The 13,268-nt window shown below is 44.5% G+C and carries 11 protein-coding genes and 2 pseudogenes; 11 read left to right on the top strand and 2 right to left on the bottom strand.

Annotated elements, in window-relative coordinates:
• Positions 1-6 precede the first annotated feature (6 nt).
• The 11 genes and pseudogenes from SU60_RS03830 to SU60_RS03780 all read left to right on the top strand — a co-directional run bounded on the left by SU60_RS03830 (position 7) and on the right by SU60_RS03780 (position 9,393).
• Positions 7-864: an urease accessory protein UreD gene (locus SU60_RS03830; RefSeq protein WP_041154394.1), complete on the top strand. Its 858-nt coding sequence runs from the start codon at positions 7-9 to the stop codon at positions 862-864.
• An 81-nt stretch (positions 865-945) separates the two neighbouring features.
• On the top strand, positions 946-1,248 hold the full coding sequence (ureA, locus tag SU60_RS03825; RefSeq protein ID WP_041154393.1) for an urease subunit gamma: 303 nt from the start codon (positions 946-948) through the stop codon (positions 1,246-1,248).
• A gap of 14 nt (positions 1,249-1,262) precedes the next feature.
• Positions 1,263-1,568, top strand: a complete 306-nt coding sequence (locus SU60_RS03820; protein WP_041154392.1) for an urease subunit beta — start codon at positions 1,263-1,265, stop codon at positions 1,566-1,568.
• A gap of 74 nt (positions 1,569-1,642) precedes the next feature.
• Positions 1,643-3,349 (top strand): urease subunit alpha, encoded by a 1,707-nt coding sequence (gene ureC, locus SU60_RS03815; protein ID WP_041154391.1) that lies wholly within the window; start codon positions 1,643-1,645, stop codon positions 3,347-3,349.
• A 25-nt stretch (positions 3,350-3,374) separates the two neighbouring features.
• A complete protein-coding gene (ureE, locus tag SU60_RS03810; protein ID WP_041154390.1) occupies positions 3,375-3,863 on the top strand; it encodes an urease accessory protein UreE in 489 nt (162 codons plus the stop codon).
• The gene (locus SU60_RS03805) at positions 3,863-4,525 is read left to right on the top strand and encodes an urease accessory protein UreF (RefSeq protein ID WP_041154389.1); all 663 of its coding nucleotides are present in this window, start codon (positions 3,863-3,865) and stop codon (positions 4,523-4,525) included. The genes ureE and SU60_RS03805 overlap by 1 nt, the downstream gene beginning before the upstream one ends.
• A gap of 2 nt (positions 4,526-4,527) precedes the next feature.
• Positions 4,528-5,168, top strand: a pseudogene (ureG, locus tag SU60_RS03800) (urease accessory protein UreG).
• Positions 5,169-5,180: 12 nt separating this feature from the next.
• Complete coding sequence (locus SU60_RS03795) at positions 5,181-5,711, top strand: HupE/UreJ family protein (protein ID WP_041154388.1); 531 nt, start codon at positions 5,181-5,183, stop codon at positions 5,709-5,711.
• Positions 5,712-6,173: 462 nt separating this feature from the next.
• Positions 6,174-7,591, top strand: a pseudogene (locus SU60_RS03790) (SLC13 family permease).
• A 4-nt stretch (positions 7,592-7,595) separates the two neighbouring features.
• Positions 7,596-8,933: an ATP-binding protein gene (locus SU60_RS03785; RefSeq protein WP_041154387.1), complete on the top strand. Its 1,338-nt coding sequence runs from the start codon at positions 7,596-7,598 to the stop codon at positions 8,931-8,933.
• A complete protein-coding gene (locus SU60_RS03780; protein ID WP_041154386.1) occupies positions 8,920-9,393 on the top strand; it encodes a response regulator in 474 nt (157 codons plus the stop codon). Before SU60_RS03785 ends, SU60_RS03780 begins: the two co-directional genes overlap by 14 nt.
• Before the next feature lie 257 nt (positions 9,394-9,650).
• Here SU60_RS03780 and SU60_RS03775 read toward each other — a convergent pair whose 3' ends face one another.
• Both SU60_RS03775 and SU60_RS03770 read right to left on the bottom strand, forming a co-directional pair.
• On the bottom strand, positions 9,651-11,354 hold the full coding sequence (locus tag SU60_RS03775) for an EAL domain-containing protein (RefSeq protein ID WP_041154385.1): 1,704 nt from the start codon (positions 11,352-11,354) through the stop codon (positions 9,651-9,653).
• Between the two features lie 717 nt (positions 11,355-12,071).
• Positions 12,072-13,016: a LysR family transcriptional regulator gene (locus SU60_RS03770; RefSeq protein WP_041154384.1), complete on the bottom strand. Its 945-nt coding sequence runs from the start codon at positions 13,014-13,016 to the stop codon at positions 12,072-12,074.
• Positions 13,017-13,268 lie beyond the last annotated feature (252 nt).

The raw sequence follows: 13,268 nt of genomic DNA, 5'->3' as shown, positions 1-13,268 counted from the left end.
TGTGTTATGAACAGTGTCTTTAATATGTCGACTCAAACTAAACGTCATTGGCCCGCTTATTTGGCATTGGGGTTTAGCAAGTCGGGTGACAGAACACAAATGAAACGGATGGAGTTTCAAGGTCCGCTGCGCGTTCAAAGACCGTTCTATCCAGAGCAAGACGTTTGCCACGTTTACCTACTGCATCCACCAGGTGGATTGGTATCCGGTGATGATTTGAGCATTCAGATTCATTGCCAAAGTGGTAGTCATGCACTGGTCACGACACCTTCAGCGGGCAAAATTTATAAGGCAGATAGCCACAATATCGAGCAAAAGCAGCATGTGGATATCGAAGTCGATAATGCCTCTTGTGAGTGGTTGCCAATGGAAACCATCGTTTTTAATGGCGCACATGGCAAGTTAACCACCAGCGTTAACCTACACGGAAGCGCAAAATTTGTCGGTATGGATGTGTTTTGTTTAGGTCGACCGAAGAGTCACTTGCCCTTTACTCAAGGCAGTGTTGAGCAGCGTTTGTCGATCTATCAGGACGGTAAGCCATTGTTGCTTGAGCGCCAATACTTAGCAGCGGACGATCCATTACTTACCGCCGTTAGTGGGTTCAATGGACACCTAGTGTCTGGCATGTTGACGGTGGTTGGCCTAGATGATGCGGCTTCGATGGTCGAAGCGTTACGCGACCACTTTTCGGCGGACACACAAGGGACGCTCAGTATCACTTATCGACTCAATGTTTTACTGGTGCGTTATCTGGGTGATTGCAGTGAGCAAGCACAACACCAGTTACGTACTTGTTGGGCAATAATTCGTCCACAATTGATGCAAAGACAAGCCAGTGCACCACGAATCTGGAACACCTAGTGACATTGTTTGCGCGGCATATAACGATTAGAGATACAAAAAATAAGTGACAATGTCACTCATAATGTAGAGGATTTACTGATGGAACTATCTCCAAGAGACAAGGACAAGTTACTGCTGTTTACCGCCGCCTTAGTCGCAGAACGCAGACTTGCACGTGGCGTCAAACTTAACTACCCAGAGGCATCAGCCTACATATCCGCGGCGATTATGGAAGGTGCGCGTGACGGAAAAAGCGTCGCGCAGTTGATGAGTGATGGGAGAACGCTTCTGACAAAAGACGACGTGATGGAGGGTATACCGGAGTTGTTGGAGGAAGTGCAAGTCGAAGCTACTTTCCCCGATGGAACCAAACTCGTTACCGTCCATAACCCAATTCAATAGGAGTAGGAGGCATCATGAACCCTGGTGAATACATATTAAGCGATACCCCTATTGAGTTGAACAGAGGGCGTCGAACTGAACAATTAGCGGTGATCAACCACGGTGATCGTCCAATCCAAGTAGGGAGTCATTACCACTTTTTTGAAACTAATCCGGCACTGGATTTTGAACGAGAGAAAGCCAAAGGCATGCGTCTAAATATTGCTGCAGGGACGGCAGTTCGTTTTGAACCTGGCCAGACACGTAATATCGAATTGGTTGAAATTGACGGTTCAAAAACGGTGTATGGCTTCCGCGGTGAAGTGATGGGTAAGGTTTAAGAACTATTCACCCAATGGATTAATAGAACGGGTTAAAGAAACGCGTTAAAAAATAAGGGTTAGGGAGAACAATAATGGCAGAACTATCTCGTCAAGCCTATGCCGATATGTACGGACCAACCGTTGGCGATAAGGTTCGTCTCGCGGACACCGAGCTGTTTATACAGGTTGAAGAAGATTACACCGTGTATGGCGATGAAGTGAAATTTGGCGGAGGTAAAGTCATCCGCGATGGGATGGGACAAGGGCAACTATGTCGCGCAGATGTGGTGGATTGTGTGATCACTAATGCGTTGATTCTCGATCATTGGGGGATCGTGAAAGCAGACATTGGGATTAAAGATGGCAATATTGTTGCGATTGGGAAAGCCGGTAACAAAGACATCCAACCTGACGTAACGATTAATATCGGTGCCAGTACAGAAGTTATCGCTGGAGAGGGACACATTGTCACAGCAGGCGCAATTGATGCACACATCCACTTTATTTGTCCGCAACAAATAGAAGAAGCGTTAATGGCTGGCACGACAACCATGATAGGTGGTGGTACTGGTCCGGCAACCGGCACCAATGCGACCACCTGTACTCCTGGGGCTTGGAACATGGTACAAATGCTGCTGAGCACTGACCAAATGCCGATGAACTTTGGATTTTTAGGCAAAGGTAACGCCAGCTTGCCAGAGCCGATCGCTGAACAAATTGAAGCAGGCGTTTGTGGGTTAAAGTTGCATGAAGATTGGGGCACGACACCAGCTTCTATCGACAATTGTTTATCGGTGGCAGAAAAATACGATGTTCAGGTCGCAATTCATACCGACACATTGAATGAATCGGGTTTTGTTGAAGACACGCTTGCTGCTTTCAAAGGTCGCACCATTCATACCTATCACACTGAAGGAGCGGGTGGCGGCCACGCACCGGATATTATTGTCGCGTGCGGTCACCCGAACGTATTGCCGTCATCGACCAACCCTACACGTCCGTACACGGTGAATACGGTTGATGAACATTTGGATATGTTGATGGTCTGTCATCACCTTGACCCAAATATTCCAGAAGATGTCGCGTTTGCCGATTCCCGCATTCGAAAAGAAACCATTGCGGCTGAAGATATCCTTCATGACCTCGGTGCATTTTCAATGATTGCGTCTGATTCACAAGCCATGGGGCGAGTTGGCGAAGTGATTACGCGTACTTGGCAAACTGCCCACAAAATGAAAGTTCAGCGCGGATACTTGGAACAAGACAAAGAGATTCAAGCGGATAACTTCCGTGCGAAACGTTACATCGCGAAATACACCATTAATCCGGCCATTGCCCATGGTGTGGACCATACCGTCGGCTCAATTGAAGTTGGAAAACTGGCTGACATCGTTTTATGGAAACCCGCGTTTTTTGGCATTAAACCATCGTTGATCATTAAAGGCGGTTTTATTGCTGCTGCTCCAATGGGCGATGCTAACGCTTCTATTCCGACCCCTCAGCCAGTCCATTATCGCTATATGTTTGGTGGCTTTGGTCGAGCTGCCTCTGCGACGTCAGTGACATTTACCAGCAAGGCTGCAACGGAAAATGGGCTAAAGGAAAAACTAGGCTTACACCGTGATCTTGTGGCTTGTAAAAATTGTCGCAGCGTTACCAAGCGAGACATGGTGTTGAACGATTACATGCCTACGGTAACTGTAGATCCACAGACTTATGAAGTTCGTGCAGACGGTGAATTGCTGACGTGCGACCCAGCAACCGAACTTCCCCTAGCACAGCGTTATACGTTGTTTTAACTGCTCAGTTTAGAAGGAAAGAACTATGTTTCGAGTGATTAGCCGTTCGGACCATCATCACGGTGAGATTGATGACGCTATCGTGCTGCCTTATGAAATGCGTCAGCGCGGACGCTTTCGCGTATCGAGTAAAACGGGCTTAGATGTGGGGGTGTTCTTACCTCGTGGTGACGTACTGAAAAATGGCGACTGTTTGTTTACCGAATGTGGCAAGGTATTCCGAGTCGAAGCGCAAGAAGAAGAGGTCGTCACCGCAGAAGCGAAAGATTGGCTGACTTTCGCCAAGGCTTGCTATCACATGGGCAATCGACACGTACCGATGGAAATTGGTGAGCGATGGTTACGATTCCAACCCGATCATGTTTTGCAAGAAATGGTGGAACTGTTTGGTTTGGAGTGTCAGCAACATCAAGCGATGTTCAACCCAGAATCTGGGGCTTACCACGGCGGGGGCCACAGTCATGGCCATTCGCATGATGAGCATCACCACAGTCATGGGGAGCACAGCCACTGATGAATATTCAGTCATTACTCTCTCTTTTGCACCTCAGCAGCCCAAGCCTACCCATTGGTGCTTTTGCATATAGCCAAGGGTTAGAAACGGCGGTGGATTTAGAATGGGTACGTGACGAGTCAACATTGCAGACCTGGCTAGAGCCGATTCTTAATCACGCTCAAGCTAACTTAGAATTGCCTCTACTTGTTCGTTGCTATCAGGCTTGGCACCAAAACGACATTGCTGCCCTAGAGCACTGGCAGGCCGTATTACTGGCAAACCGAGAAACGGCTGAACTCGTGATGGAAGAGCAAAAACTAGGACAAACGCTGTATCGTTTGTTGGTCAGTTTGAATGTGGAACTGCCCACGCAAGCAAAGCAGATGACGTATCTGCCGTTGTTTGCAAAAGCGTGTCAGCACTTTGGCGTTTCTTTAGAGCAAGCGGCGACAGGATGGCTGTGGTCATGGCTCGAAAACCAAATTACCGTGGCATGTAAAACCGTACCGCTAGGACAAACATCGGCTCAGCGGGTTCTGATTGCAATGATGCCACAAATAGAAAAAGCGATTAACACAGGGTTAAAGGTAGAGGATGAGTCTATCGGTCTAACGCTACCTAACTTTGCCATGGCCTGCGCATGGCACGAAACCCAATATTCAAGATTATTTAGGAGTTAACGATGAGTACACAATGTTTGCGAATTGGTGTCGGTGGCCCGGTTGGTTCAGGGAAAACGGCACTGTTGCGTCAGTTATGTTTAGCCATGCGTCAGCATTATGATCTTGCGGTCGTTACCAACGATATATACACCAAAGAGGATGCCGAATTCCTTTTACGCAACGAAGCATTAGAGTCCGATCGTATTATGGGGGTAGAAACGGGTGGCTGCCCACATACGGCAATTCGTGAAGATGCGTCGATGAACTTGGCGGCGATTGATGAACTGCAAGAGCGTCATGAAAATCTAGAGTTTGTTTTGGTTGAAAGTGGTGGCGATAACCTCAGTGCAACGTTTAGCCAGAGCTTTCAGATTTGACTCTCTATGTCATCGATGTGTGTGCCGGAGACAAAATCCCTCGTAAAGGGGGGCCAGGTATTACAAAGTCGGACCTTTTGATCATCAACAAAACGGATCTGGCTCCTATGGTGAATGCCTCACTTGAAGTCATGGATCGCGACGCCAAGAAAATGCGCGGTGAAAAACCATTTGTATTTACTAATTTGATTCGTGGCGATGGATTACAAGAAGTGATCGATTTTATTGTTGAGCGCGGCATGCTGGCAAAGCGTGACGTAAAAATTGAAGTGACAGAAGCATAAGGAATAGTGAAAATGAAAGGATTAATAAAAGGATTCAGCGCAAGTTTAGCATTCGCCAGTGCCAGCAGTTTTGCCCATACTGGCCACCACATGGAAGCCAGTTTTTCTGAAGGCTTCCTTCACCCGTTAACTGGCTGGGATCATCTCATCGCTCTTGCTCTCATTGGTTTGTTTCTCTCAGCCTTTGCGTTACGACGTGCAAGTCAAATTTCAGCCGTCATTATGGCTGCCATTGCAGGCGGCTATGCGATTGGTTTGGAATGGGCGGGCGCAACATCTGTTGAAGCGCTAGTGGTGAGCTCTCTTATCGGTTTGCCTCTTGCGCTCATCGCGTTAAAGAAAGGTGGAGCAAAGAGTTTAGTGGCAGCTGCGGCTATTATTTTATTTAGCGTATCGCATGGTTTGGTTCAGGGGGCGGAAGCTCATGGTTCGGCAGGTCAGTTTGGTTTAGGTGTGATGCTTGCTAGCGCTTTGGTTATTAGTGCGACGTATCTAATAGCACGTCAGGCAGCGCAACTTAAAGCACGCATGGCGAGCCAATAAGTGACTTAACGTCCAACATCACTAACATGATCTACTAATTAGCCATTCTTTCTATAATGCCGACGCTTGTCGGCATTTTTTATTCTTAAGCTCTCCCAATATTGTCAATTCCTCCGCCCAAGTGAAGTCTACGTTTAATCAATACCTCTGAGTAGATAACGTACAGACAGTGGTTACCTTGTCTACAGTGTTCATTTAGTGAGCTCGAACACATTCGTGAAATGTTTTTTCATGTGAATCCGCGTTCATTGATCTAAAACCAACTCTTTGTTTTTAAACAATGCGCATAATTTCCTATCGGAGTCACTAACTGACACGTTATGTCTTTTCACCTTGGATAAGCTCAGGTTTTTATCGCTCCAGTTTATGCGGTTAGATTGAACGGCAAATAAAAGACAGCGTGATGTGAGAGATGGCTAGTGACACTCCTAATGAATGAATCTCAGGAAGAGTAGTTGTACTATGCGCCCTTATCTTAAATACATCATCCCAACGGTCATCCCGTTACTTATTTGGCTAATGCCTTTATCCGCGTTCCCGTTTGATGGCATTACAATCGTACAACAACGGGTTGTCGCGATATTTTTACTTGCCGCTCTATGCTGGGTGTTTGAACCGATCCCAATTTATGCGACGTCTGTGGTAATTATCGTTCTGGAGCTATTACTGGTTTCTGATAAGAGTATTGTCCTTTTTCGAGGGCAAGAAGGGCAACCTCATTTTGGTGAACTTTTAAAATATCATGAGATCATGCAACGTTTGCCAGTCCAATTATCATGTTGTTCTTGGGTGGGTTCTTTCTAGCCATGGCAGCAACGAAATACCGTTTAGATGTCAACTTAGCGCGTGTGTTACTAAAACCATTTGGGCAAAACCCCAAGTTCGTTATGTTGGGGTTGATGTTGATTACTGCGATTTTTTCTATGTTTATGTCTAACACGGCAACTACCGCGATGATGTTGTCTATTTTGACTCCTGTTATCGCCGTGTTCGGACCTAAAGATCCGGGTCGTATTGCGTTTGCGCTATGTATTCCGGTCGCAGCGAACATCGGTGGAATCGGTACCCCAATTGGTACACCTCCCAACGCAATCGCACTGAAGTATTTAGTCGGGGATAACCTCATCACCTTCGGCGAGTGGATGATGTTTGGAGTGCCGTTTGTGGTCATTATGATGGCACTTGCCTGGACATTTATCGGATACCTATACAAAGCTGAGCAGACTACTATAGACCTAAATATCAAAAGTAAATTTTTAAAAACGCCCAAGGCTATGGTTGTCTATATCACGTTTGCGGGCACCATTATTTTGTGGTTAATGGGCTCAGCGCACGGCATGAATTCGTATACTGTTGCTTTAATCCCAGTCGCGGTTTTCTCATTAACAGGCATAATTAATAAAGAAGATCTCAAGCGAATATCTTGGGATGTTCTATGGTTGGTGTCTGGTGGTATAGCATTAGGCTTGGCTTTGGATAAAACCGGTTTAGCCAAATTGATGGTCCACAGTATTCCGTTTGATCAATTTTCACCGTATGTGGTTTTATTTGGCGCCGCATTCTTATGTTTGCTAATGGCGAATTTTATGTCTCATACCGCAACGGCAAACTTGCTGATGCCGATCATGGCTGCACTAGGGACTTCGATGACGTCACTGACACCGTTGGGTGGTGAAGTGACACTGATTTTAGTCGTCACTTTTGCTGCCTCGCTTGGTATGTCGTTGCCGATCAGTACACCTCCGAACGCACTTGCTCATGCGACGGGCAATGTGCAAAGCAGTCAAATGGCTCGGATTGGTGCGGTGCTTGGTATCATCGGGGTGTTATTAAGCTTTGTAATGGTTTGGATACTACATTCGGTAGGGCATATTGGATAACCCCATGTACGAAAATAAACTGCACGCATTAGTAGAGCGTTATTTTAATCACATTGAACGCCGATTAACCGTTTTGGGTGGTTCGGTGCTGATTGAGCAAGCGGGTTACAACGATCGACTTTATTATGTCTTATCTGGTGAGTTAGCGGGATATTATTCGGAAGACGATAAAAAGCCCATTCAGGTATTCTCTGCCTCTGAAGGTGCGTTTATCGGCGTACATAGTTTTTTCTCGGGAACTAGAATTGCCTCATCGACGGTTATCGCCCAAACCGATGCAGAGCTTGCTTGGATAGAGCGTGACACTCCTGCGGTAGACGAAGATAAATACGGTCCACTGACTACGCAGTTTATGCCCGTGATGATGGATGAATTATCGCGTCGCCAACGTCGTGCCATGCAAGAATCAGTTGCCAGAGAAAAAGCGGTACAAAAGCTACATACCGCAGAGCAAATGACGACATTGGGTCAATTGGCGGCGGGTATTGCGCACGAGCTCAACAACGCGATTGGAGTCGTGAGTAGTAAATCCGAGCGCCTAGAGCATGTGATCATGCTTTTATTAGAAGAGGTGCATCCAGAAGCCAGCTTGTTTTTTGATTTTGGTTTACTTCATGGCCAGAAGGTGTCATCTAGAGAAGTAAGAGCAAAAGGGCGGCATTTTGAAAAATACTATAGTTTGCCAAAAGGTTTAGCGCGAGATCTGGCTCGTGCGGTGCCAACCAACTATCTGAGCAGCTATTGGCTAGAAAAACCACAAGAGGCAATCCGTTATTGGCAAATGGGACGAGATTTGCACGATTTACGTCTCGCATCCAAACATACCGTTGGCATTGTCCGCTCAGTGAAACAGTTAGGTAGAACAGATATTGACCGTGAAGATGCGGTAAAAATTAACGAGTCGATTAATGGTGCACTGGCGTTATTACAAAGTGACTTAAGGCGCGTAACGGTTCGTTTTAGCCCAGCCGAATTACCCCCCTTTATCGGATCACAGACTGAATTAGCACAGGTTTGGGTCAACATATTAAAAAATGCTTGTGATGCGCTGGTGAATGTTGAGTCACCTGTAATTGAAATATACACACGGATCAGTAAAGGAAAAGTTCTCGTGACGTTTTCTAACAATGGTCCAGAAATTGATGAAGCGACGCGGCGTAAAATTTTTCAACCAAATTTTTCGACAAAAAAAGGTGGGTTATCATTTGGTCTTGGTTTGGGGTTGTCCATCGTTAAGCGAATCGTGGCGGGTTACGGTGGCTCGATAGCGGTGAAAAGTAGCCGTGATAAGACGATTTTTAGAATCAAATTACCGTTAGAGGGTGTACATGGAGAAGCTTAATTTAATTTGCGTTGATGACCAACGAGAAGTGTTAAGTGCAGTTTTACTCGATCTCGAACCGTTGAGTCAGTGGATCAATATTGAAGACTGTGAATCGGCAGATGAAGTACTCGAACTTATGGACGAGCTGGATGCAGGTGGTGAGCGAATTGCGGTGGTCATTTCTGATCACGTGATGCCGGGAAAGACAGGTGTCGAATTACTTACCGATATTTCGCAAGACAGCCGTTTTGTTCAAACACGAAAAGTCCTACTGACTGGTCAAGCAACACATTCAGATACGATAGCGGCGATTAATTCTGCTGGCATTGATCGTTATTTTGAAAAGCCTTGGGATGCAAATCAGTTAGTAGAATGTGTTAAAAAACTCGCGACTCAATATATTTTTGATGTTGGGTTGGATTACACTGATTATCACCAATACTTGGATCAAAGAGTCGTTTTAGAGAATTTACGCTAATCACTTACAGCTCCCACTATCAGCCTGATTGTATTACTAATCAGGTGGTAGTCAGGGAGCCGACTATGGTCAAGAAGGTTTTATACTATTCAAGATAAGTACTTGCTCACTCTAGCTGGTTAAAGTCGCTGATAGCTTCGTTATAGATTTTGTAATTAGAATAACGAGTTACTGCAATCTATGCCTTGCTCTAAGCGACTCACCTTGTAAAGTAAGTCCTGCGCGATAATTTGACCATTTACTTATCCAGAATGGTATTATTTTAACGTATAGCGGCTAGCACTCGCGACGGATAAGGGTTTTGAAAACCAGTAGCCTTGTAAGTAATCAACACCCATGTCAGCAAAAAAGTCTCGCATTCTTGCGTCTTCAATGCCTTCGATAACCACTTCAATATTATTTTCGTGACACATATTAATCAGAAATTTAAGGTACTCTTTCGAAGAACGATTAGTCAGTGTTTTCCATGCCATCACTTTATCGATTTTAATTTGTGTCATCGGCAGATCGAAAAAGCAGTTCAGTGAGCTATAACCGGAACCAAAGTCATCAAGAGAAAGTGCAAAGCCGAGCTGGCTCAGAGTGTTTAATGGTGCGATAGCCGCTTGATTGTTATCCAGAACAAACGTCTCAGTCAGCTCTAACACAATAGACTGAGGTTTTACGCCAGCTTCATCTGCCATCGCCTTAATCTTGGTTGGGAACTCAGTATTCAGTAGCTGAAGTACGGAAACATTGACGTTAACTCGAACATCATTCTGATATCGGTCACGATATTGTTTAATAAATTGACACGCTTTGGCAAATACTTGATAGCCGAGTTCCACGATCAATCCTTTGTTTTCTGCAACAGGGATAAACTCATCGGGAAATATTTCACCAAATTCTTTACTGCGCCAGCGAACTAAAGATTCGAAGCTCACAACGGTGGACTCTTTCGTATCGACGATTGGTTGAAATTTAACGCTTAGCGTTTTCGCCTCTAAAGCGTGTTTGAGGCCTTGTTCAATAAAGAAATAACGGTCAACGACTTTCTGTGTAGACTGGCTGTATATTGCTATACGGTTTTCGTTTTGTTCGTGCGCGTACTGACAGGTTCTGGCAGCAATTCGCAGTATTTCTTCTTCTGACTGGATAGGGTCAATGCAAGGGTAGATCCCAATACTGATATAGTTCCCTAAATATTGTCCCTCTTGAGTGACGGCTTTATGGTAAGTCTGCTTTATCGTTTTGGCATAAGATTGGAGTTTGTCTACTGAGCATTCACCTTTAATGAGCAGTGCAAAATCATCATCATGAACACGATAGACTTTACTCTTGATGGAAGGCAGGTGGTTCAACGCCTGTAGTAAATTGTCGACCAAGCCATCGACCAAGTCGTTTCCGTAGTGATTGAGGTAGGATTTAATGTCTTCTATTTGAATGTAGAAAATAGAAACATCCGCACCATTAGATATCACGATATCACGAATGTCGTGAAGAAGGTGAGCACGGTTGGCCATACCTGACTTGCTGTCATAAAATGCCGCTTGATGAATGTAACTTTCCATCAACTTACGTTCAGAGATATCTCGGTGGCTACCGACCATGTAGTGACCCTGTGAGCTTTCTTTGGTCATCGCGACGCCTTCGATCCAAACATATTGACCGCTCGGTTTACGTAATCGATAAATGGTTGTGACGCGAGTGTTATTCGTCACTATATGGTTCTTTATGCTTTTTTCTAGTCGCTCCCGATCTAGCGGATGGACCAAGCTTAGCCATAGCTCAAGGGTGATCTGGCCAGTGCTAAGGCCAAACTGTCCGTAAAAATCTTGGTTATAAAATACCATGTCGCCTTGTTCATCCATGTAGAACAGGCCTTGGCTAAACACATCAAAGATGTGTATGAAGCGTTCTTCTACTAGCTTTAGAAAGTCGTGATCTTGCTCGGTAGCGAACGGTTCTAAAATATCACTCAAGACGTTTGCTCCTTGCATCACCTAACAACGCAGCAGGTAATAAGCACAAGTGTGCATTTAGGTTTAGATAACTTACCAATGTTTTGTGGATGTGCATAATTGTGCCATAAGCGTTCATTTACGTTGATCTACTATCGTGCGATTTGACCAATAGGTTTAGAGTACCTCATCATCAATGTATATATCAATTAATCAATAGATAACATTTCCATGCTCAGTGTGTCGGCAAACCAGAAATAATGTTTAGCGATATTTTTATTGTTTGTCGTTACTGGCGGGTCAAACTGGAAGTGTTTAAGTTATCAGTTGCTAATTTCCAGTTTGGAAAAGTGACGTGTTGATTTTTTCAGTAGTTGTTACTTAATGTTGTCGCTAAAATTCATTCTAGTTCAGATGGTTAACGTCAATTTTTTAACTCGTCATCTGATGCATTTATTCGACACTGTTCCGAATCGTGAACAACGTTGTTTGGCTTAAAGAAATGCCCCCATTGCGAGCATTATAAAGTGTCATTTTGGTACAAATAAAAACAAATGGCTTACTGACACTTTCGGCTCGATTTGATACATAGACATTACGGTTTTGACACCTGTGGTATCCAGTGGGGAAGCATTTTACTTCTATAACGCTCATGTTTAGCGTTTGCTTGTACGTTCTCTATTTGCCACTAAATCCTTATAACTCATCAAGTCAATTACTGATAATGATCAGCAAGATCTACGACATTTGATTTTTGTATTCAATGACTTCACAAGCTGAGATTAATTGTTCTTGTAGCCATCGTAATGCCGGGTCATTTAAGCTTGATCGGCTCCAGATCAGGCTATAAGCCACTTCTCCATAATCAAATGGCAGTTCACGTTGTACCAACCCTTGTGCTTGCAATGCACGATTTGCCCAAAGTTTAGAACAAGTAAACAGATAGTTAGACTGCTGACACATTACTGCTGCTGCACCAAAATCTGCCACACGCATGGCAATGTTTCTTTTAAGTTGTTTTTGCTTCAAGTGTTGTTCGAAGTATGGTTTTGCAAGATCTTTATCGTGTATTCCTATATGGCGGGCGCAGAGATATTTTTCTAAAGAAAGCTGACTCTCAGCTAATGGGTTTGACTCACTCATCAAGCAGACCATTTCATCTTTAAATATGGTTTGCCATACGAGGTCCTTGTTCTGGGTGGGGGGCTGACTTAGATCGTGTGGAAGTAGTAACAAGTCGATTTGTCCCCTTAACAATGCTTCAAAACTCATTTCTTCTTTTGCGTACACATTGATATGAGCTTGATTTCCTAGTTGCAGAGAGAGCTGGTGCAGTATCGGTGCAAACAATTCAAATGAACTCTCACGCATGGCTAATGCGAAGCTATTTTGATAATACGCGGGATTAAATTCACCCTTATGCAAAAGTCCATGAGTACTTGAAAGAATACCGTGTACGGATGGGCCAATATACAGAGCATAGGGTGTCGGAACCAAATGCGAACCATCACGATAAAATAGCTCATCTTTAAGTAGATCACGTAATTGGCTGAGTGTTTTACTCACACTTGAGGGAGTAACACAAAGGCACTCAGCCGCTTGGGTGACACTATGGGTAGTCAGTAGTATATGTAGCACCGTGAGGTGCTTGAGGCTAATGCGCGACAGGGCGAGGTAGTCCATGTTTAACTTGGTGTTATTTTTGTTTGTTTAATCATATCAGTAACATGGCATTATACTCAAGTATCAGAATTATATAGGATATAAACCTTTATTAATCGGTTATTACCAAAATAAATTGTTGCTTTCAGTCGGCATTATTTAACGTGGTCACTGTCGCTTAACCGGGTCTATTTACGTTTTGTTAGCTCGACCAGTTCATTTGTCGTTGCGACAAAAAATCGCATTTGCCGCAGTGGCTTGGATTACGTATAC

The organism is Vibrio mytili, assembly GCF_000830505.1.
Lineage (GTDB): Bacteria > Pseudomonadota > Gammaproteobacteria > Enterobacterales > Vibrionaceae > Vibrio > Vibrio mytili.
The sequence above is the reverse complement of the archived record's forward strand: the minus strand, read 5'-3'. Positions and strand labels throughout refer to the sequence as shown.